This window comes from Nocardia sp. NPDC059177 (assembly GCF_042755165.1).
In the GTDB taxonomy this organism is placed as follows: Bacteria; Actinomycetota; Actinomycetes; order Mycobacteriales; family Mycobacteriaceae; genus Nocardia.
The window spans coordinates 246,773-265,712 of record NZ_JBHZBX010000008.1 but is presented as its reverse complement, the minus strand read 5'-3'; the positions used below and the strand labels follow the sequence as shown (position 1 = coordinate 265,712).

General features: G+C 69.0%; 18 protein-coding genes. 13 read left to right on the top strand and 5 right to left on the bottom strand.

Annotated elements, in window-relative coordinates; translation table 11 throughout:
* Positions 1-115: 115 nt before the first annotated feature.
* Complete coding sequence (locus ACFXK0_RS13515; RefSeq protein ID WP_379410427.1) at positions 116-508, bottom strand: hypothetical protein; 393 nt, start codon at positions 506-508, stop codon at positions 116-118.
* Between the two features lie 110 nt (positions 509-618).
* Positions 619-1,482, bottom strand: coding sequence for an alpha/beta fold hydrolase (locus tag ACFXK0_RS13510; RefSeq protein WP_379410426.1), 864 nt, complete (start codon positions 1,480-1,482; stop codon positions 619-621).
* A 222-nt stretch (positions 1,483-1,704) separates the two neighbouring features.
* Between ACFXK0_RS13510 and fdxA the strand changes: the two genes are divergently transcribed.
* Together fdxA and ACFXK0_RS13500 are read left to right on the top strand one after the other, a co-directional pair.
* Positions 1,705-2,040 (top strand): ferredoxin, encoded by a 336-nt coding sequence (gene fdxA / locus ACFXK0_RS13505; protein ID WP_379410425.1) that lies wholly within the window; start codon positions 1,705-1,707, stop codon positions 2,038-2,040.
* A 99-nt stretch (positions 2,041-2,139) separates the two neighbouring features.
* Positions 2,140-2,520, top strand: coding sequence for a pyridoxamine 5'-phosphate oxidase family protein (locus tag ACFXK0_RS13500; protein WP_379410424.1), 381 nt, complete (start codon positions 2,140-2,142; stop codon positions 2,518-2,520).
* Between the two features lie 77 nt (positions 2,521-2,597).
* Here ACFXK0_RS13500 and ACFXK0_RS13495 read toward each other — a convergent pair whose 3' ends face one another.
* The 3 genes from ACFXK0_RS13495 to ACFXK0_RS13485 all read right to left on the bottom strand — a co-directional run bounded on the left by ACFXK0_RS13495 (position 2,598) and on the right by ACFXK0_RS13485 (position 6,063).
* Positions 2,598-3,803 carry an amidohydrolase family protein gene (locus ACFXK0_RS13495; RefSeq protein ID WP_379410423.1) on the bottom strand — a complete coding sequence of 402 codons (1,206 nt, stop codon included), beginning with the start codon at positions 3,801-3,803 and terminating at the stop codon, positions 2,598-2,600.
* A 104-nt stretch (positions 3,804-3,907) separates the two neighbouring features.
* Positions 3,908-4,999: a phosphotransferase family protein gene (locus tag ACFXK0_RS13490; RefSeq protein WP_379410422.1), complete on the bottom strand. Its 1,092-nt coding sequence runs from the start codon at positions 4,997-4,999 to the stop codon at positions 3,908-3,910.
* The gene (locus tag ACFXK0_RS13485) at positions 4,996-6,063 is read right to left on the bottom strand and encodes a TIGR03857 family LLM class F420-dependent oxidoreductase (protein ID WP_379410421.1); all 1,068 of its coding nucleotides are present in this window, start codon (positions 6,061-6,063) and stop codon (positions 4,996-4,998) included. The genes ACFXK0_RS13490 and ACFXK0_RS13485 overlap by 4 nt, the downstream gene beginning before the upstream one ends.
* Before the next feature lie 232 nt (positions 6,064-6,295).
* On the opposite strand from ACFXK0_RS13485, the gene ACFXK0_RS13480 reads away from it, so the two are divergent.
* The 11 genes from ACFXK0_RS13480 to ACFXK0_RS13430 all read left to right on the top strand — a co-directional run bounded on the left by ACFXK0_RS13480 (position 6,296) and on the right by ACFXK0_RS13430 (position 18,908).
* Entirely contained in the window at positions 6,296-7,123 is an 828-nt protein-coding gene (locus tag ACFXK0_RS13480) for an MlaE family ABC transporter permease (RefSeq protein WP_379410438.1), read from the top strand.
* Positions 7,123-7,977, top strand: a complete 855-nt coding sequence (locus ACFXK0_RS13475; RefSeq protein WP_379410420.1) for an ABC transporter permease — start codon at positions 7,123-7,125, stop codon at positions 7,975-7,977. The genes ACFXK0_RS13480 and ACFXK0_RS13475 overlap by 1 nt, the downstream gene beginning before the upstream one ends.
* A 1-nt stretch (position 7,978) precedes the next feature.
* Entirely contained in the window at positions 7,979-9,244 is a 1,266-nt protein-coding gene (locus tag ACFXK0_RS13470) for an MCE family protein (RefSeq protein ID WP_379410419.1), read from the top strand.
* A complete protein-coding gene (locus tag ACFXK0_RS13465) occupies positions 9,241-10,281 on the top strand; it encodes an MCE family protein (protein ID WP_379410418.1) in 1,041 nt (346 codons plus the stop codon). Before ACFXK0_RS13470 ends, ACFXK0_RS13465 begins: the two co-directional genes overlap by 4 nt.
* 8 nt (positions 10,282-10,289) lie before the next feature.
* Complete coding sequence (locus ACFXK0_RS13460; RefSeq protein ID WP_379410417.1) at positions 10,290-11,345, top strand: MCE family protein; 1,056 nt, start codon at positions 10,290-10,292, stop codon at positions 11,343-11,345.
* 11 nt (positions 11,346-11,356) lie between these two features.
* A complete protein-coding gene (locus ACFXK0_RS13455; RefSeq protein ID WP_379410416.1) occupies positions 11,357-12,451 on the top strand; it encodes an MCE family protein in 1,095 nt (364 codons plus the stop codon).
* On the top strand, positions 12,448-13,557 hold the full coding sequence (locus ACFXK0_RS13450; RefSeq protein WP_379410415.1) for an MlaD family protein: 1,110 nt from the start codon (positions 12,448-12,450) through the stop codon (positions 13,555-13,557). Before ACFXK0_RS13455 ends, ACFXK0_RS13450 begins: the two co-directional genes overlap by 4 nt.
* Positions 13,554-14,864: an MlaD family protein gene (locus ACFXK0_RS13445; protein ID WP_379410414.1), complete on the top strand. Its 1,311-nt coding sequence runs from the start codon at positions 13,554-13,556 to the stop codon at positions 14,862-14,864. The genes ACFXK0_RS13450 and ACFXK0_RS13445 overlap by 4 nt, the downstream gene beginning before the upstream one ends.
* 44 nt (positions 14,865-14,908) lie before the next feature.
* Positions 14,909-15,550: a hypothetical protein gene (locus ACFXK0_RS13440; RefSeq protein WP_379410413.1), complete on the top strand. Its 642-nt coding sequence runs from the start codon at positions 14,909-14,911 to the stop codon at positions 15,548-15,550.
* Between the two features lie 130 nt (positions 15,551-15,680).
* Entirely contained in the window at positions 15,681-17,165 is a 1,485-nt protein-coding gene (locus ACFXK0_RS13435) for a coniferyl aldehyde dehydrogenase (RefSeq protein ID WP_379410412.1), read from the top strand.
* A gap of 78 nt (positions 17,166-17,243) precedes the next feature.
* Complete coding sequence (locus tag ACFXK0_RS13430) at positions 17,244-18,908, top strand: acyl-CoA synthetase (RefSeq protein ID WP_379410411.1); 1,665 nt, start codon at positions 17,244-17,246, stop codon at positions 18,906-18,908.
* Positions 18,909-18,940: the final 32 nt, after the last annotated feature.

Below are 18,940 nucleotides of genomic sequence, written 5' to 3'. Positions count from 1 at the left end.
AGACGTTCGCGCCGGAGATCCCGGCCGAGCAGCAAGAGATTCTGGACGCTCTGCGGAGCTGACGTCACGCACTAAACCTCGTGACCAAACTCGGGTCGAGCGGAGCTGTGAGCAGTCAGGGTGTGTCCAGCACGCCGGCCGGGACGCCGTAGGGCAGGAACCGCACTCGACGGCGGACGTCGGTGTTGTCGCGATGGGCGCGTAACGCTTCGAGTTCGGTGGGGAACACCTGGTCGACCCTGGCGGCGCCGTCGTCATCGATGCCGTAGATGACCCACACGCCGCTGCCGGTCTCGCCGGCAGTCTCGGGTTCGGGTTCGGGCGCACTCGGCCGGTCTGGTTGGACGAACTGGCCGAGCAGGGAGGCCAGCGAACCGACGCCCAGGTTGTCCACGCGATCGAGGTGGACCCCGGCCTTCCGGAGCAGCTCACGAAGCTCGGTGCCCGCTTCGCGCAGCGCACGCTCGAAATCTTCGGGATCGACGCCGAACGGCCCGTTGGGTGCCATCGCATGCTCCTGAGGTTCGTAGGTCGAGTTCCTCCTCAGTGTCCTCGCCGAACGCTCGTTTCGCCACGCGCGGTTTCCGCAGAACAGCGGACGTGCTCGGCGATCGGCAATCACAGTGCGAGCATCGCGGCGGCGACCTGGCCGGCCGAGGAAGCGCGCAGATCGGTACCCATGTCGTCGAGGACGAGCAGTCGCGCGCCGGGGATCTCGGCGGCGAGGGCTTCGCCGTTGCCCACCGGGAAGAACGGGTCAGCGCGACCGTGCACGACGAGCGTGGGGATGTCGAGTTCGGCGAGCCGATCCCGCCAGCGTGGTGCGCAGTCGATACGGGAGAACACCGTCCCGAGCTGGTTCGCCTGGTGGACCGCGGGATCGGCGGTGGGTGTGCGGTCCCAGATCCGGCCCGCCGTCAGCCGTGTCTGCGCCGGATCGTTGCCCATCGGCTCGGCCGCCTCGGCGGCGAACGTCGCGACCGCGGCGCGGTCGGTCCAGTCCGGCTGCGGGCGGGCGAACAGTGCGCCCAGGAGCGCGAACTCGTGATCGGGCAGGTCGTCGTCGACCGGGCCGGGTGCCACCGGCCTGGTACCGACCAGGGTGAGCGCGGAGAACAGGTCAGGGTGGTCCAGGGCGGCGACCTGGGCGACCATGCCACCGACGCCGACACCACCGAGATGCGCGGTCCCGGCACCGAGCGCGGCGACGAGCGCGGCCGCGTCGGCAACGAGGTCCCGCAGATCGTAGGCGGGATTCTCCGGGTCGAGGGTGGTCGATTCGCCGGAGTCACGCAGGTCGTAGCGGACCACGCGGCGGCCGCCGGCCGCGAGCCGCTCGCAGACCGCATCGGGCCAGGACAGCATCGTCGTGCCGCCGGCCAGCAGGATCAGCGGGTCTTCGGTGTGGCCGAAGCTCTCGATTCCGAGATCCACACCGTTCGCCCGCACCGAGGTCACGCTACTGCGTAGCGGTTTCGTCATGCCGCACTGCTCCTGTCTGCCGGTACCTGGAGATACAGACGACGGATGCACCGGAAAGTCATCGGTGCGGCCGACCGATATCGGCGTTCGCCGCTGAGCGACGCAGCCCCATAAGGCTGATTGATGGGCCGGTAGGCAGATGACCACTACTCCGGTGCCCGGGAACGGCGCAGGATTGTGGGCGATCCCGGTTCCCGGGGTGGTTCGGCAGAGGAGGACAGGATGACGTTCGTGATCGGTGCCGCGTGTGTGGATGTGCTGGATCGCGCCTGTGTCGACGAGTGCCCGGTCGATTGCATCTTCGAGGGCAATCGGATGGCTTACATCCAGCCCGACGAGTGCACCGACTGCGGTGCGTGCGAGCCGGCGTGCCCGGTGGAGGCGATCTACTACGAAGACGACATGCCCGCCGGGCAGGAGGAGTTCGTCGCCGAGAACGCGCGGTTCTTCACCGAGCCGCTGCCGGGTCGTGATGTGCCGCTCGGGCACCCGGGCAGTGCGTCGGTGGTGGGCCCGCTGGGGGCCGACACCGTATTCGTTCAGCAATACCAGCCATGACCGCCCAGGGTCTGAATGCGCGCGCATGCGACATCAGATACAGTTGTTACTACTGTAATAGCAACAATTGAGCGAGGTGGACTTGTCATGGTCTCGAGAGTGCCTTCCGAATTCGAGGACCTGCTCCAGCGGCCGATCGTCGGCGTCCTGGGCACCGTCACCCCGCACGGCTCGCCGGACCTGTCGCCGATGCGCTTCAAATGGGACGGCGCCCACCTGCGGATGAGCCACACCATCCCGCGACGCAAATTCACCAGCCTGCAGGCGAATCCGAACTACTCGTTCCTCATCACCGACCCGGACGCACCGTCGCGGGTCCTGCAGACCCAGGGCTGGCTCGTCACCGTCCTCGCCGACGAGGAAGGCGCGTTCTACCGCGAGCTGGGGGAGTACTACGGCGACACCGACGACACCCTGCCCGACGACGTCCTCGACCGGGTCGTCCTGATCCTCGACGTCACGAAGTTCACCACCGGATAGCGGCCATCGGCGATCCCCACGCACCGGTTCCCGGCTGGGCGTGGGGACGGTCGGTGATCAGGCCGCCGGTGGCGTGGTCACACTCCGACCTTCGAGCCGAGGAGTTCGAGGGCGTTGTCACGCATGACTTTTCGGGTGTCCTCGTAGGAGAACTCCGGGAACTGGGGGATGTCGGCGGTGAAGGTCGTCGGGTCGGCGAGGCCTTCGCCGTGGGGCCAGTCGGAGCCGAACAGGACCTTGTCCACGCCGATGGTCTCGGCGAGCAACTTGACGTCGTCCTCGTAGTAGGGGGCGATCCAGACGTGGTCGATCAGCTGGGCGACCGGGTCTTCGGTGAAGTGGTAGGGCGCGGTGTTCGCGGCCTTCTTCAGGCGCTTGATCAAGCGGTACACGAAATAGGAACCGTTCTCGATGCTGACCACCTTGAGCGCCGGGTGGCGGGTGAACACCTGGTGCACGATCATCGAGGCGATCGTGTCGTGGATGGCGCGGTCGTCGAGCAGGATCTGGTCGAGCGGGTCCTTCTTGCCGAAACCCTGGAAGGTCGCGGTACCGCCCCAGAGCGCGTTGATGGCGAGATAGCCGCTGTCGGAGAGGTGGAAACCCACCGGGACGCCCGCCTCGGCCAGTCGCGCCCACACCGGGTCGTGCAGTGGATCGCCGAGGGAACGCGGCCCGGTGACGCCGGGAACGGGGGCCGGGCGGACGAGGACCAGCTTGGCGCCCCGGCTCAGTACGAACTCGACCTCCTCGACGGCCGCCGCGGGGTCGGCGAGGGAGATGATCGGGGCCGAGACGATGCGGTGATCGGGGCGGTCGAAGCCCCAGTCCTCGTCGAGCCACAGGTTGAAGGCGTGCAGCGAGGCCATCGTGGCGGGGATGTCGTGCTTGAGCGCCTCCTCGACGCCGCAGGCAAAGGTCGGCAGCATGAAGACGGTCTCCAGGTTCTGCCGGTCCAGCACGGTGATCCGCGCGTCGCGGTTCTGGTACTCCGGGTGCTCGGTGAGCCGGTCCACCTTCATCAGTGAGCCCGGATCGACGCCATCGGGGATCTCGCCGCGGAAGAGCAGGTCCAGGCAGCCCGGCTCGATGATCGGGTCGAAGGTCGGGTTCGGGACGAACTGGTTGACCTTCCCGCCCATGATCGCCAGCGTGCGCTTGCCGTCGTTGACCATCTGCACCCCACGCTGCCGGAATTCCTTGGGCAGGTGGCGGGTGAAGGCGTCCAGCGGCTCGTAGTAGTGGTTGTCGACATCGACGGCCAGATAGTCCAGCTTCGTCATTCTTGGTCCTTTCACTGTGGGCGGTCGAGATGCGGACCGGCGCGAACGCAGACGTTTGTCTTACTGTACTACTTACAGTACTGATTCGCGCAAGGGTGGGCGCCTCAGGAGACGGCCCGGATCAGGTCGAGCGTGCCCAGCTCTCGGATCGCCCGGCAGGCGCGTTCCAGCATGACCAGGAAGATCTCTTCGCCCCGGGCTGTCGGGGTGGCGAACGCGGCGCCAAGGGCGATGATCAACGGCGCCTGCAGCATGCCGAATCGATAGTCGTGCCAGCACTCCTCGCTGGAGTAACCGGTGACGCCGTGCTCGAGCAGCGCCCGGTGGTACCGGTCGACGAGATCGTGCTCGCACGCCGATCGGAGAGTGGGAGCGAGGCTCGTCGCGGTGAAATAGGCGAGATCACGGGCGGGTAATCCGATGCCGAGGGTCTGCCAGTCCACCACGGTGACGGCGCCGGTCGCGGGATCGAACATCAGGTTGTCGAGCCGGTAGTCGCCGTGCAGGAGCGCGAATCGGCCGGTGCCGGCACCGGCGAGCAGCCAGGACGTCACCAGATCCAGTGCGGTGGCGAGAGTTTCGCGATCGAGCGGATCCATGCGCGTGCCGAGGGACTGCAGGGTGATGTCGCCGGCCATCCGCGCCACCTCGCCGAGTCCGGTCGACCCGGCGGTGTCGCCGGGCTTGGGCATGGCGACACCGAGGTCGAGCCAGGCCGGATCGCACCAGCTCGGCCCGTGCAGTCCGGCCAGCGCGGCGACCGCGTGCGCCGCCGCGTCGGCGTCGCAGCCGGCGAGCTGGTCGCCGGGAATCGCGGGGGCCAGGTCGGCCAGGAGCAGGGCGAACTCGGTGCCGCCGGGGGTGATGTCGCTGTGGAAGCAGTGCGGTATCGGCGCCTTCGTGTGGACGGCGACCTGGCGGTAGAAGGTGACCTCGCTGAGGTAGCCCAGGGTGACACCGGCGCGGACACCGTCGTCGCCCGCGGGGAGTTTGACGATGAAGGTCGAGGGAAAGGTGCGGGCGTTGTCGCCGTAGCGGGCGGTGACGCGGAATGTCGCGGCCGTCTGGCCGGTGCCGATCGGGCAGACCTCGACCTCCTCGACCATCACGGCAGCACCGTCGGCGGCGAGGGCGGACTGCAACCACTGCCGGGTGAGGTCGGCGGCGCGACGCGGAATCGATACCGGTGCACTCACTTCGAGGCTCCCGTCGTGTCTGTGGCCCGGTAGGCGGCGACGACGGGAGCGAGCTCGTCCGGTGTCGCGCCGTGCAGGATCACGCGGTCGGCGCCGTGGGTGAACTCCTCGCGGACACGCTCGGCGCAGCGGCTCGGGGTGCCGGTGGCCGCGCAGGCCAGCCACTCCGGTGGCAGCAGCTCGGCGATGTGCTCGATCTGCCCCGGGGTCGCCACCGAGTCGATCGGGCCCGCGATCGAGGTGACCACCGGATCGCCCCGAAAGCGCTGGAGGACAGCGGGATCCCAGTCGTTGGTCCGCACCAGCAGATCGCCGTACCCCTGCAGATAGGTCGCGAGCCGGGCGACGGTCTTCTTCAGCCGGAGTTCCTCGGGCAGATGATCGCCCACCGTGACCAGGCACGACCACACCCGGACCGAGCCGGGATCGCGGCCCGCCCGCTCGGCGGCGAGCTTGACCGTCCGGACGCTGCGGCGGAGGGTCTCCGGCGAGAAATAGGTGTGCAGGACGACATCGTCGAAGACCCGGCCGCCGAGCGCGAGGGTGTTGGGGCCGAAGGCGACCACGGCCAGGGGGATGTCCTCGTCGAAGCCCGGGTCGAGGGCGAGGACGGGGTAGGAGCCCAGCGGGCCGTCGTGTCCGATGATCACCTCGCCGTGCCAGAGCCGTCGCATGACATCGGCCCAGTCGGCCATCTGCGCGGTCGTCACCGGCGCGATGCCGTACGCGGAATGCAGTGCGGCGACTCCGCGTCCGATGCCGAGGGTGAACCGGCCGCCGGAGAGCCGGTGCATGGTCGTGGCCCAGGACGCGGTGATCAGCGGGTGCCGGGTGTTGTGGTTGGTGGCGGCGGTGGCGATCCGGCTGCGGTGCGTCACCGCGCAGGCCGCGCCGGTCAGCGACGCCGCCTCTTTGACGTTCCACCGTTCGGACAGGAACGCGGTGCCCAGGCCGAGTCGCTCACCCGCGCGTGCTTGTTCGGCGAGTCCTGCGGGTCCGTCACCGCCTGAGCCCGCCAGGAGGTAGTAGCCGAGCTCGTCGAGCTGCCGGTCATCGGTGGCCATGGTGTTCCCCGATCGTATTGCGTGACTAACTGTAATGGATACAGTATGCTTGCTCACGTTCGCGATGGGCGGGTTACGGGCAGACCGGCCGCCCATCGCCTCCCGGGCCGGCTCGGCAGGCGCCGCGACGACGGGATCGAGTGTCAACTCCAGGAGACAACCGATGGTGAACGGATTCGATCCGGCAGCTGATGAGCGCCGCGACCGAGCGGTGCGCTCGGGACGGTCCGCGATGCCGGCGAGCAGAGAAGTCGCGGCGTGGTTCCGGGGATATCTGGATCGTCATCCCGGGGTCGCCATCGAGACCGTCGGCGGTCAGTTCGTCCTCGGCGTCCGGACGGTGCAATATCTGATCCTCGACCTGTTCACCGGAAAACTGGCGATGCGCGAAACCCTCGCGCAGGGGGCGTTCATGGCTTCGGCGGCGGTGCTGCCGACAATCTTCGTCGCGCTCCCGATCGGGGTGACGCTCTCGATTCAGTTCGGGCTGCTGGCCGGGCAGGTCGGCGCCACCTCGCTGGCCGGTGCGGCCAGCGGGCTTGCGGTCATCCGGCAGGGTGCCCCGATGGTCGCCGCACTGCTGATGGCCTCGGCCGTCGGGTCCGCCATCTGCGCCGATCTGGGCTCCCGCAAGATCAGGGAAGAGCTCGACGCGATGGAGATCATGGGCGTGTCGGTGGTCCGGCGCATGGTGGTCCCGCGCTTTCTGGCCGCGATCGTGATCGGAGTGTCGCTGACCGGTGTGGTGTGCTTCGTCGGATTCGTCGCCGGCTACGTCTTCAATGTCTTCGCGCAGGGCGGAGCGCCCGGAAGTTTCGTCGCGACCTTCGCCTCGTTCGCCACGGTCGGTGATCTCGTGCTGACGCTGGTGAAAGCTGTCGTGTACGGCGCGATCGTCGCCGTGGTCGCCTGCCACAAAGGACTGACCACGAAAGGCGGATCCGCCGGCGTGGCGAACTCGGTGAATTCCACCGTGGTCTCCTCGATTCTGCTGCTGATGATCGTCAACGTATTGTTCACGCAGCTTTTCATGATGCTGTTTCCCAGGCAGGGTTTGTAATGGCATCGACCTATCAGCCGTTCGGCACCAGGCTGGTGGCGACATATTCGAAGCAGCTCGGTGTCGCATTCATGCGGCTCGGGCACATGCTGAGTTTCTTCGTGCGCGCGGTCGCCGCGATTCCGGTCATGCTCCGGCACTATCGCACCGAATTCATGCGCACGCTGTCCGATATCGCGTGGGGTAATGGCTCGATCGTCGTCGGCGGTGGCACCGCGGGCGTCATCATCGTGCTGGGCGCGGCCGGCGGCGCGATCGTCGGGCTGGAGGGCTACAACGCTCTGCACCTGCTCGGGATGGAACCGGCCATCGGGCTGATCGCCTCGACGGCGTCGACCCGCGAGCTGGCCCCGATCATGGCCTCGCTGGCCTTCGCCGCGCAGGCGGGCTGCCGCTTCACCGCGCAACTCGGCTCGATGGCGATCGCCGAGGAGATCGACGCGATGGAGTCGATGGCGATCCGCTCGATTCCCTACCTGGTCAGCACCAAGCTGCTCGCGGCGGTGGTCGCGATCGTTCCGCTGTATCTGCTCTGCCTCGCCGCGAACTACATCGCCGTCGAAATGGTGGTCGGCGTTTCGGGCGGGCTGTCGATCGGGACCTATCGCCACTACTTCCAGCTCGTCCTGAACGGGCCGGACATCATCTACTCGCTCGGTAAGGCGGTCGTTTTCGTTGTGCTCACCACCACGATCCAGTGCTACTACGGGTACTACGCCGCGGGTGGACCACAGGGTGTCGGCATCGCGGCGGGCCGTGCGATGCGTGCCGCGATCTCGGTGATGATCGTCGTCAATCTGCTGCTGACCGTCGCCCTGTGGGGCATCGGTGCCAGCGCGCGGTTGGGCGGCTGAGATGTCGGTGCTGTTCGAGAAGGACGGACGGGGACCGTCGAAACTGGCGCTGTTCTTCCGGGGATTCGTGGCGGTCGCGCTGATCGCGGGTGGCGTCACGGCCGTGTTGATGAAATCGACGGGCACCTTCGACGCGAAGGCGCAGATCAGTGCGCTGCTCGTGCAGGTCGGCGACGGCCTGCCACCGCATTCGGACGTGAAGTTCCGCGGTGTGCTGGTGGGCACCGTGGGCGAGGTCGTTCCCGCGATCGACGGCGGATACAACCGGGTCGTGCTCGAGCTCGAACCCCGCTTCCTGGCGAGCATTCCGGACTCGGTGACCGCGCGCGTGGTGCCGAGCAACATCTTCGCGGTGTCCTCGGTGCAGCTGGTGGACAACGGTCCGGGCCGGCCGCTGCGCGCCGGTGCGGAGATCCACCAGGACACCAGCCTGTCGACGGTGCAATTGCAGACCGCGCTGACCAAGTTGCGGGCGATCGTGGCCTCGACGGCGCGGATCAGCACCAGCGAGACGGTCGGCGTCCTGGCCGCGGTCGCCAAGGCCACCGACCGGCGCGGTGCCGACATCGTGCGGGCGGGCGCCCAGCTCGACCGCATCACCAGCGAACTCGCCGCGCAGATCGCACCGCCCGGCGAGCCGTCGACCATCGCCGCACTGACCGAATCGGTGCGGGGCCTGGCCGCCGCGACCCCGGATCTGCTCGATGTCCTGCACCACGCGGTCGTCCCGATGCGGACGGCGGTGGAACAGCAAGCCGCACTGCACGATCTGCTCGGCGCGGGGACCGGCACCTTGTCGACGGTCGGCGGCGGCCTGCACGAGCACGTCGACGAGGTCGTCACGATCACTGATGAGCTCACCCCCGTCCTGGATGTCTTCGCCGCGGGCAGTTCGAGTTTCGGCCCGATCGTCGGCAGCATCCGCCGCCTGTCGGATGTGTGGTTCGCGGAGTTCTGGAACGAGCAGACCCAGAGCGGAACCGGCAAATTCCAGATCAGGCTCACCCCCGACACGCTCTACACCCGTGCGGACTGCCCCCGCTACGGCGACCTCGCCGGCCCCAGCTGCGCGACAGCGCCGCTGGAGACCACGGCCGAACCGCTGCCCGCTGTGCTCGACCCGCGATCGGTGCGGCCACCGGTGCTCACCCCGGAACTGCAGGACCTCATCGGGCGGGTGCTCGGCGGTGGCGCCACCGGCGCGGAACAGCTGCTGGCCCAACTACTCACCACCGGTGTCCCCGGAACAGGAGGTGCCCCACGATGAATCGGCATCGTCGCTCGGTGGCCGGACTCGGCGTGTTCCTGGCTGTCGCGCTCGCCCTCATCTCGATGACCTTCGTGACCCTGAACCGTGGCGTCGACGGCTCGACCACGTCGTATTCGGCGCTCTTCACCGACGCCACCGGGCTACGTGTGGGCGACGACGTGCGGATGGCCGGGGTGCGGGTCGGGCGCGTGGACGCCGTGGAACTCGACGGCATCCGCGCCCGGGTCCGTTTCCGAGTACAGAACGAGCAGCGGCTGTATGGCGACACGATCGCCGCCATCACCTATCAGAACGTCATCGGCCAGCGCTATCTCGGGCTGTCCCGCGGGGAGGTCCGGGTGGCGGGCGAATTGCCGGCCGGCGGCGAGATCCCGGTCGAGCGGACCGAACCGTCGTTCGACCTGTCGGCCTTGCTGAACGGGTTCGAGCCGCTGTTCAGTGGCCTCGATCCGCGCCAGGTCGACAATGTCACCGCGGCGCTGGTCACCGCATTGCAGGGCGATGTGGGTTCCCTGACGCGGTTGATCGAGCAGATGTCCACGCTGGCACAGACATTGGCAGGCCCGGATCAGATCCTCGGCGCGGTCATCGCGAATCTGAACCAGGTCGTCGGGAATCTCGCGGGCCGGCGCGCCGAACTCGGCACCCTGCTCGGGCGGACCAGGACCATCGTCGACGGCCTGGCCCGGCATCGGGAAGAACTGATGACGACGCTGACCGAGGTGTCGGGTGTGGCCGACCGGATGGCGACGATCGTCGCCGAGGACCGGCCCGCGCTCGACCGGCTGCTGTCCCGCGAGCCCGGGTTCACCCGGCATTTCGAGGAGAACAAGGACCAGTTCGCCTACCTGGGGTTCAACCTGCCCGCGCTGCTGAAAGGCATCGCGAGGGTGAGCCAGGAAGGCGCGAATCTCAATGTCTACCTCTGCAATCTGGGGTTCACCGCGATCCCCGCGCTCTCGGAATTGATTCCGGCGATCGTGCGCATGGCCACGCCGTCCGGCGCCGTCGAGCAGTCGCCGATCTGTAGGTGAGGTACCTGATGACCCTGTCGACCCGTTTCCGCTCCCTCGGCCTCGCCGTCGGCCGGCCGATCGAAAAGCAGAACCCCCGGATCCTCGGGACCGTCGCGCTCGTCGCCCTGATCGCGGTGCTGCTGGCCACGCTGGGCTGGAACACTCTCGGCGTCGGCGAACGCAGCTACGAGGCCGAGTTCGCCCAGGCCGCCGGGCTGCGCGTCGGCGACAGTGTGACCGTCGCGGGGGTCCAGGTCGGCACGGTCACCGGCCAGGAACTGGTCGGTGACCGCGTGGTGGTGACGATGCGGATCGCCCGCGACGTCGCGCTCGGCATCGAGACCACGGCCTCGATCAAACTGACCACACTGCTCGGCGCGCGGTATGTCGAACTGCTGCCCGCCGGTCCCGGTGAGCTAGGCGACGGCCGGATCACGTTGTCGCACACGGCCGTACCGTACGACCTGCAACAGTCGCTGGAGAACGCCACCACCACCTTCGAACAGGTCGACGCCGCGCAGATCGGCCGCTCTCTGGACACCCTGGCCGCCCAGCTCGAAGGTGTGCCTGCGGTACTGCCCGGCGTACTGACCAATATCAAGACCCTGGCCGGCATCCTCGGCAGCCGGCGTGACGAACTCGGTTCACTGCTGGCCGGGGTGCGGGACCTGACCGCCGTGGTCACCAGCCAGCGCTCCGATGTCGCCGCGATCACCACGGCCGGCCGGGACCTGTTGACCGATATCGCCTCCCGGCGACAGGCGATCGAGCTGCTGATGTCGGCCACCACCCGCCTCGTCGAGCAGGTCCGCGGCATCGTCGTCGACGACCGGGCCCAGATCGACGAGCTGATCGCCGGACTCAACGGCCTGCTCGGCAGCCTCGCCCGCCACGACGACCTGCTGCGCAACACCCTGGAGATCCTGCCGGTGTCGGTACGCAACCTGACCAACGCCGCAGGCAACGGCAACTCGGTGGACTTCAACGCTCCCGGCGGTGTGCTCGTGGACTCGTGGATGTGCGCATTGAGCGGCCACGCCGAAGTAGCCGCCCTGCCACCGTATTTCGGAGACTGCCGATGAGAACAATGCAGATGACGATGCGTATCGCGGCGGTGCTGGCGATCCTGGCGTTCGTCGGATGTGGTTCCGGGCCGCTGGACCGGGGACCCGGCGACATCACCGTGGTCGCGCACTTCGACAGCGCGGCCGGGCTGTATGTCGCCAATATCGTGGCGGTGCTCGGCATGCCGGTCGGTGAGGTCACCGCGATCGAGCCGAGGGGCGCCTACGTCGAGGTCACCATGCGGGTGGACGGCGCGGTGCCGATCCCCGCCGACGCCACCGCCGTGACGGTGTCCACCTCCGTACTGACCGACCGGCACGTGGAGTTCACGCCCGTGTACCGGGGCGGTGCGGCGCTGCCCGACGGCGCCACGCTCGGCCTGGAACGGACCCGCACACCGGTCGGGGTCGACCGGTTGATCGCGATGGCCGACCGGATGTCGGGCGGGCTCGAGGGCGAACAGGCGGGGGAGGGACCGATCGCGCGACTGCTCGCGGTCGCCGCGTCGGCCACCGGCGACGGCAACGGCGAACAGCTGCGCGCCACCATGGACGAACTGTCGCGCGCGCTGCGCCTTAGTGACGACGCGGGCGCAGGCACCAGGGACACCGTCACCCAGCTCGTGGGGGAGCTGTCCACCCTGGTCACCGCCGCCGCCGACAGCGACCAGGTGATCCGCGAATTCGGCGCCGCCTCGGTGCAACTGGGCGAAATGCTCGCCCAGCTCGACATCGGTGCCGGCGCCACCGGCGCGCAGATCACCGAGGTGATGCGCCAGGCCGACGATCTGCTGACGGCCAATCGCGCGGGATTGCGCAGCGCGGTCACCGACACCGCGACGGTGACCAAGGCGCTCGCCGACTACCGCGACCAGCTGGCCGAGTTCCTCGACCTGACACCGATGCTGCTGGCCAACGGCTACAACGCGGTCGATCAGCAGGCGGGCGGCGCGCGGATCCACGCGCTGCTCGACCGGGTCGCCTTCGACGGGCAGATGGTCAAGGAGGTGTGCAACATCCTCGGCCTGCGCCAACTCGGCTGTGCCACCGGGACATTGCAGGACTTCGGGCCGGATTTCGGCATCACCGACATGTTGGAAGCGATGAGCAGGTTGCCGCGATGAACACCGAGAATTCTTTGCTGAGGGCCGTCGTCGTGGCGGTCGCGGTCCTCACGACCAGCACCGGATGCGGTGTGGGACTGGGCGATCTGCCGCTGTCGGCACCCGGATCGGGCGAATCCGGCTACACCGTCACCGCGATCTTCGCGAACGCGCTGAATCTGCCCGCCCAGGCGAAGGTGCGCCTCGCCGGTGCCGACGTCGGCGAGGTGACGGCCATGTCCGTCGCCGACTACCAGGCCGAGGTGTCGCTGCGGATCCGGCCCGATGTCACGCTGCCGGTCGGCACCCGGGCCCAACTGCGCACCGCCACCCCACTCGGCGATGTCTATGTCGCACTGGACGCTCCGTCGGATGCCACCCCCGCGACCGCCGCCCTGCGCGACGGCGACACCATCGACCTGCCTGCCACCTCGGCGGCCGCGACCGTCGAAGAGCTGCTGACGACGGCCTCGTTGCTCGTCAACGGCGGCGCCATCCGCAATCTGACCAGTGTCGTCAACGGACTCGGCCGGACCGTCGGTGACCGTGGTGACCATCTCGACGGGTTGCTCGACCAGTCGACCCAGCTGGTCACGGCCCTGGCGGCCCGCTCCGACGACATCCGGGTAGTGCTGGCCGAAACCGATCGGCTGGTCGGCCAACTGGCCGCGCACCAGAGCGTGATCGACGACTTCCTCGGCGCCGCGGGCCCGGCGGCGACGGTCTTCGAAGGCGAGGCGAACCAGGCACTCGGGCTCGTCCGGCAGATCGACGACCTCACCGCCCAGCTGTCGAAGTTCCCGGTGCTGCGGGGCGGGGAGATCGGCGGGCTGATCGCCAACCTCGACCAGATCTCCGCGGGCCTCAACGACGCGATCCTGAACCCGGAAGCGAGCCTGCTCGCGATGAACCGGCTGCTGCCGACCGTCATCAAACTGTCCAGCGGCACCTCCGCGCACGGCAATGTCGACCTGCAGGACTTCGCGATCGGCGCACTGGCCGACCCCAACCATCAGGCCGACCCGGGCAGCCACCTCCCCGACGCGAGCGATTGGCAGGCGATGGTCGGTTCACTCACCTACACCCTGCTCGCCTTGCGGGCCCGCGTGCTGGGACCGGGACAGTGACCGCGCACCGGGACCGCGCGCGGTCCGCGCTGTCCGCTATCCGTGACCTGCCCGCTCGGCTGCTGGTCGGCGTCGTCCGCGGTGGGCATCCCTACCGGCTCACCCTCTCGGCGGTCGCCCTGGCGATGGTCGCGGTGGCCGGGTCGACGTATCTGGTGTTCGGTGCGCTGGGGTTCGATCCGACCGCCTCGACCTACACCGTCCGGGTCCGGCTCGCGCAATCCGGCGGCCTGCTGCCCGGCCAGGACGTCACGCTGCGCGGGGTACCGATCGGGGAGGTCCGATCGGTGGAATTCGAAGCCACGGGGGTGGTCGCGGTAGCCGGTATCGACGCCTCGATCCGGGTTCCCGAGGACAGCACCGTCGAGGTGACCAGCCTGTCCACGGCAGGCGAACAGTTCCTGGACTTCCGGCCGGCCCGTGCCACGGGCCCGTATCTGACCGACGGTGCGGAGATCTCCCCGGACCGGACCTCGACGCCGACCCCGCTGTGGCAGATGCTCGGCACGCTCGACTCGACCCTGGCGCAGGTCGACCCCGCGCAGCTGGCCTCGGTGGTCGACGAGCTCGGCGTCGGGCCCGACGGGCCACGGAAGCTCACCGATATCATCGACGGCGGGGTCTTCCTGATCTCCACTCTGGATTCGGTTCTCCCGCAGACGGTCTCGCTGGTGCACGACAGCAAGACCGTGCTGACGACGCTGGGGCAGGGTTCGGCGGGTCTGCGGCAGTTCTCCGCCGACACCGCGGCGTTCCTGCGCGGCGTCGAGGCGAAGACCGGTGGTGTCGCGGACTTTCTCGCCGCGACCCCGGGGACACTCACGGCGCTGGACACGGTGTTGTCGGACAACTCGGCCGCGGTCGTCGGGCTGCTGACCAGCCTGTCGACGGTGTCGCAGCTGACCACCACGCGCGTGCCCGCGCTACAGGAGTTCTTCTTCCCGACCCAGCGGGCCGGCTCGACGCTCGACGCCCTCGCGACGGTGATGCACGACGGTGGCTTCTGGGGTCTGGTCAGCCTGTATCCGCGCTACACCTGCGTCTACGACCTGCCCCGGAAACCGCCGTCACAGGCCGACTACTCCGAGCCCTACCTGTACACCCACTGCGCCGACGACGACCCGTCGGTGCTGGTGCGCGGCGCGGCCAATGCGCCGAGGCCGGCCGGGGAACGCGTCCCCGGTCCACCGCCGCCGGGCGAACCCGCCGACCGCACGGCCTCACCCACGCCGCGGGGGCCGCTGTCGTTGCCGATCCCGCTGCCCTTGGTCGAGTCGGAGCAGACGATCCCCGAGCCACCCCGATGACCCGTTCCCCCAGCCCTACCCCTGTCGACCCCGAGGAACCCGTGATGAACCAGAAGAGCGACGCCGCCACCGACGAGGCCGTGACATCCACCGATCCCGCCGCGGCGGAGGTGGTCGACACGGCCGGTGACGATGCCGAGACCCCGCCCGCCGCACCCGAATTCGTGATGCCGTCCAAGTGGGAGATCCGCCGGATGGTCGCGCTGCTGATCTGGCGCAAGATCCGGGTCCCGCTGCTCGCGGTGGTGGCCGTCGCGGCGGTGATCGCGGCCGCGGTCCTGTGGTGGCGGCTGGACGAGAAGAGCGACACCGAGGCCGCGGCGGCGGCCGGACTGGCCGCGGCCAAGGCCTACGCAGTGACTCTGACCAGCGTCGACTCCGGCAACCTCGACCGTGACTTCACCGCGGTGCTCGACGGGGCGACGGGGGAGTTCAAGGACACCTACTCCCGGTCCAGTGGTCAGCTGCGTCAGCTGTTGCTGGAGAACAAGGCGACCGGCAAGGGCACGGTGCTGGACGCGGCGGTGAAGTCGGCGTCCCCGACGAAGGTCGAGACGATCCTGTTCGTCGACCAGACGGTGACCAACACCGTCACCCCTGATCCGCGCGTGGACCGCAGCCGGGTGGTGATGACCATGGAGCTGGTCGACGGCCGCTGGCTCGCCAGCCGGGTATCGCTGCCCTGATCCCGAGCGGGAGAATCCCCATGTAACAGCACTGTTCGCTGTTACAGTTGGCGTTACTGGAATTCTGACTATCGATGGCTGCCGCGGCGGGTGGCCGACTGTTCGGCGATGTGAGTAGGTAGGGGCGCAGATGTCACAGATTGCCGGTGTCACCGGGACCGATGAGCTCATCGAGATACTGCGGCGGCAGCGGGCGGACTTCCTCCGCGAGGGTCCGCCGTCGGCCGCGGTCCGACGGGACCGCATCGACCGGTTGCTCGCCATGGTGCTCGACAACATCGACGAATTCGTCGAGGCGATGTCGCGCGATTTCGGTACCCGCTCACGGACCGGCACGCTGTTCGCCGAAATCATGGGCATGCTCACCGCCTTCGAGCACACCCGCTCGCACACCGCGCGCTGGATGCGCCCGGTCACCGCGAACCGGCTCGCGCGCCTGTGCGGGATCGGCACCGAAGTCCACCCGACCCCGCTCGGCGTCGTCGGCATCATCGGGCCGTGGAACTTCCCGCTGCAATTGGTGGTGGTGCCCGCCGCGTCGGCGTTCGCGGCGGGCAACCGCGTGATGATCAAGATGTCGGAGATCACCGCGCACACCGCCGAGCTCACCCGCACGCTGGCGGCGCGGTACTTCGACCCGGTCGAACTGGCCGTGGTCACCGGCGGGCCCGAGGTGGGTGCCGCGTTCACCCGGCTGCCCCTGGATCACCTGTTCTTCACCGGATCGACCGGGGTCGGGCGGCTCGTCGGGCGGGCCGCCGCCGAGAACCTGGTCCCGGTGACACTCGAACTCGGCGGGAAGAATCCTGTCGTGGTCGCCCCCGACGCCGACCTCGACCGGGCCGCCCGGCGAATCGCGCACGCCAGGATGGTCAACGGTGGGCAGGTCTGTGTCTGCCCGGACTACGTGTTCGTGCCCGAGGACCGGGTCGAGCGATTCGTCGACATCCTCCGCGCCGAACTGCGCACGATGTTCCCCGCGATCGTGGCCGACCCGGATTACACGGCCTCGGTCGACACCGCCAACTACGACCGGGTACTCGCCCTCGTCGAGGATGCCCGTGCCCGGGGCGCCCGGGTGGAATCGCTCGCACCCGACGGTGAGGACCTGCCCGATCCGGTCGCGCGCAAGATCGCGCCGACGCTGATCCGCGACATCGACGACGACATGCTGATCGCGAGCGAGGAAGTGTTCGGTCCGGTGCTGTCGATCCGCACCTATGCCGATCTCGACGAGGTGGCCGACCATGTCAACGCCCGCTCCGCGCCCCTCGTGGCCTACTGGTTCGGGCCCGACCGGGCGGACTTCCGCCGGTTCGTCGCGCGCACCCGCAGCGGTGGCGTGGCGCGCAACGAGTTCGCGATCCACATGTTCTCGGAGAACGCGCCGTTCGGCGGGGTCGGCCACAGCGGCATGGGCGCCTATCACGGCAAGACCGGGTTCGACACGTTCACCCACCGGCGCACGGTGGCAGGCACGAACCTCCCGTTCGCGATCACCGGACGCGCGGCGCCGCCGTTCGACGCCCGCACCGCCAAGCTCATCGACCTCGCCCTGCGCGCCGCCCGTCTGCGCACCCGGCGCCGGGTGGGTGGCCGGGTGGCCGTCGGCTGAGCCGGTCCTGCCACCGCCACTGAACTTGTCCCGCACCACTTTCCGCGCACTCGCGCGAACGATCACCGAGGAGTCACGTTGTCCCCCTCCGCGACCGGGTCCGACTCGGCACAATTCACTCTCGTCGGCGCCGCCGACGCCGCCGCGGCGGCACTCCCGGATCGGGACATCATCATCCAGGGCGACCGCAGGCACACCTACGCCCAGGTGGCCGAGCGGTCCAAGCGGCTGGCCGCGTACCTGCACGCGCAGGGCCTGGGCTGCCACACCGAACGCGCCGACCTCGCCCCGCACGAGGTCGGCCAGGACCTGCTCGGCATCTACGCCCACAACGGCAACGAGTACGTCGAGAGCCTGATCGGGGCGTTCCGCGCACGGGTGGCGCCGTTCAACGTCAACTATCGCTACGTCAAGAGCGAACTGCATCATCTGCTCGCCGACGCGGGCGCGACCGCGCTGGTCTACCACGCGAGCTTCGCCCCCCGGGTGGCCGAGATCCGGTCGGAGCTGCCGCAGCTGCGCGTGCTCGTCCAGATCGCCGACGACTCGGGCAACGAACTGCTCGACGGCGCCGTCGACTACGAGTCGGTCATCGCCGCGACGGAGCCGGCGGAACTGCCGGTGACCGCCTCGCCGGACGATCTCTATGTGCTCTACACCGGCGGCACCACGGGCATGCCCAAGGGTGTGCTGTGGCGCCAGCACGACATCTACATGGCGGCCTGCGGCGGACGTGATGTCAACACCGGCACCCAGGTGGCCTCGTACGCGGAGATCGGCGCGCGCGCCGCCGCGAACCCCGGCGTCAAACTCATGCTGCTGCCACCGCTGATGCACGGCGCCGCGCAGTGGGCGGTGCTGACCGCCATGACGACCGGGCAATCGGTCGTGTTCTCCCCGGTGGTCGACCGCGTCGACGGCCCGGAGATCGTGCGGGCGATCGAGCGCGAGCGGGTCGCGATCGCCATCGTGGTCGGCGACGCGATGGCCCGGCCCCTGCTCGCCGCCGTGGAATCGAACATCGCCGATGTGTCGTCACTGGCCGCGCTGGCCAACGGCGGCGCCGTGCTCACCCCGACAGTGAAGGAGCAGTGGATCGCCGCGGTGCCCGGCCTGGTGGTGCTCGACGGTGTCGGATCCTCGGAGACCGGTACCCAGCTGCACCACGTCTCGGCCGCGGGTTTCGTCTCGACCGGGACCTTCTCGGCCGGCCTCGACACCAGGGTCGTCGCCGAGGATCTCGGCACCGTGCTCGAAGCGGGCCACGACGGGCTCGGCTGGCTCGCCAAACGCCAGTTCACCCCGCTCGGCTACAAGGACGACGCGGCCAAGACCGCCGCGACCTTCCCGGTCGTCGACGGCGTGCGCTACGTGCTGCCCGGTGACCGCGCGCGCCACCTCGCCGACGGGACCATCGAGCTGCTCGGCCGCGACGCCGTCACCATCAACTCCGGTGGCGAGAAGATCTTCGCCGAAGAGGTCGAATCGGCCCTCGCCTCGCATCCGGCGGTCGCCGATGTGCTCGTGGTCGGGCGCCCGAACGAACGGTGGGGGCAGGAGGTCGTCGCGGTGGTGGCGCTGACCGGGAGCGCGACGGCCGAGGAACTGATCGAACACGCAGGCCGGTCCCTGGCCCGCTACAAGCTGCCCAAGGCGGTCGTCTTCCGGGCCGCGATCAGCCGCAGCCCGGCGGGCAAAGCCGACTATCGGTGGGCGCGCGAACAGGCCGTGGCCGAGGTCTGATCCGGCGTACGACAACCGGCCGGCCACCCTGA

Coding starts and splice junctions, on each gene's coding strand:
- ACFXK0_RS13515 (WP_379410427.1), bottom strand. CDS start 508: ATGGCACCCAACGGGCCGTTCGGCGTCGATCCCGAAGATTTCGAGCGT.
- ACFXK0_RS13510 (WP_379410426.1), bottom strand. CDS start 1,482: ATGACGAAACCGCTACGCAGTAGCGTGACCTCGGTGCGGGCGAACGGT.
- fdxA (WP_379410425.1), top strand. CDS start 1,705: ATGACGTTCGTGATCGGTGCCGCGTGTGTGGATGTGCTGGATCGCGCC.
- ACFXK0_RS13495 (WP_379410423.1), bottom strand. CDS start 3,803: ATGACGAAGCTGGACTATCTGGCCGTCGATGTCGACAACCACTACTAC.
- ACFXK0_RS13485 (WP_379410421.1), bottom strand. CDS start 6,063: ATGGCCACCGATGACCGGCAGCTCGACGAGCTCGGCTACTACCTCCTG.
- ACFXK0_RS13480 (WP_379410438.1), top strand. CDS start 6,296: ATGCCGGCGAGCAGAGAAGTCGCGGCGTGGTTCCGGGGATATCTGGAT.
- ACFXK0_RS13475 (WP_379410420.1), top strand. CDS start 7,123: ATGGCATCGACCTATCAGCCGTTCGGCACCAGGCTGGTGGCGACATAT.
- ACFXK0_RS13470 (WP_379410419.1), top strand. CDS start 7,979: ATGTCGGTGCTGTTCGAGAAGGACGGACGGGGACCGTCGAAACTGGCG.
- ACFXK0_RS13465 (WP_379410418.1), top strand. CDS start 9,241: ATGAATCGGCATCGTCGCTCGGTGGCCGGACTCGGCGTGTTCCTGGCT.
- ACFXK0_RS13460 (WP_379410417.1), top strand. CDS start 10,290: ATGACCCTGTCGACCCGTTTCCGCTCCCTCGGCCTCGCCGTCGGCCGG.
- ACFXK0_RS13455 (WP_379410416.1), top strand. CDS start 11,357: ATGACGATGCGTATCGCGGCGGTGCTGGCGATCCTGGCGTTCGTCGGA.
- ACFXK0_RS13450 (WP_379410415.1), top strand. CDS start 12,448: ATGAACACCGAGAATTCTTTGCTGAGGGCCGTCGTCGTGGCGGTCGCG.
- ACFXK0_RS13440 (WP_379410413.1), top strand. CDS start 14,909: ATGAACCAGAAGAGCGACGCCGCCACCGACGAGGCCGTGACATCCACC.
- ACFXK0_RS13435 (WP_379410412.1), top strand. CDS start 15,681: ATGTCACAGATTGCCGGTGTCACCGGGACCGATGAGCTCATCGAGATA.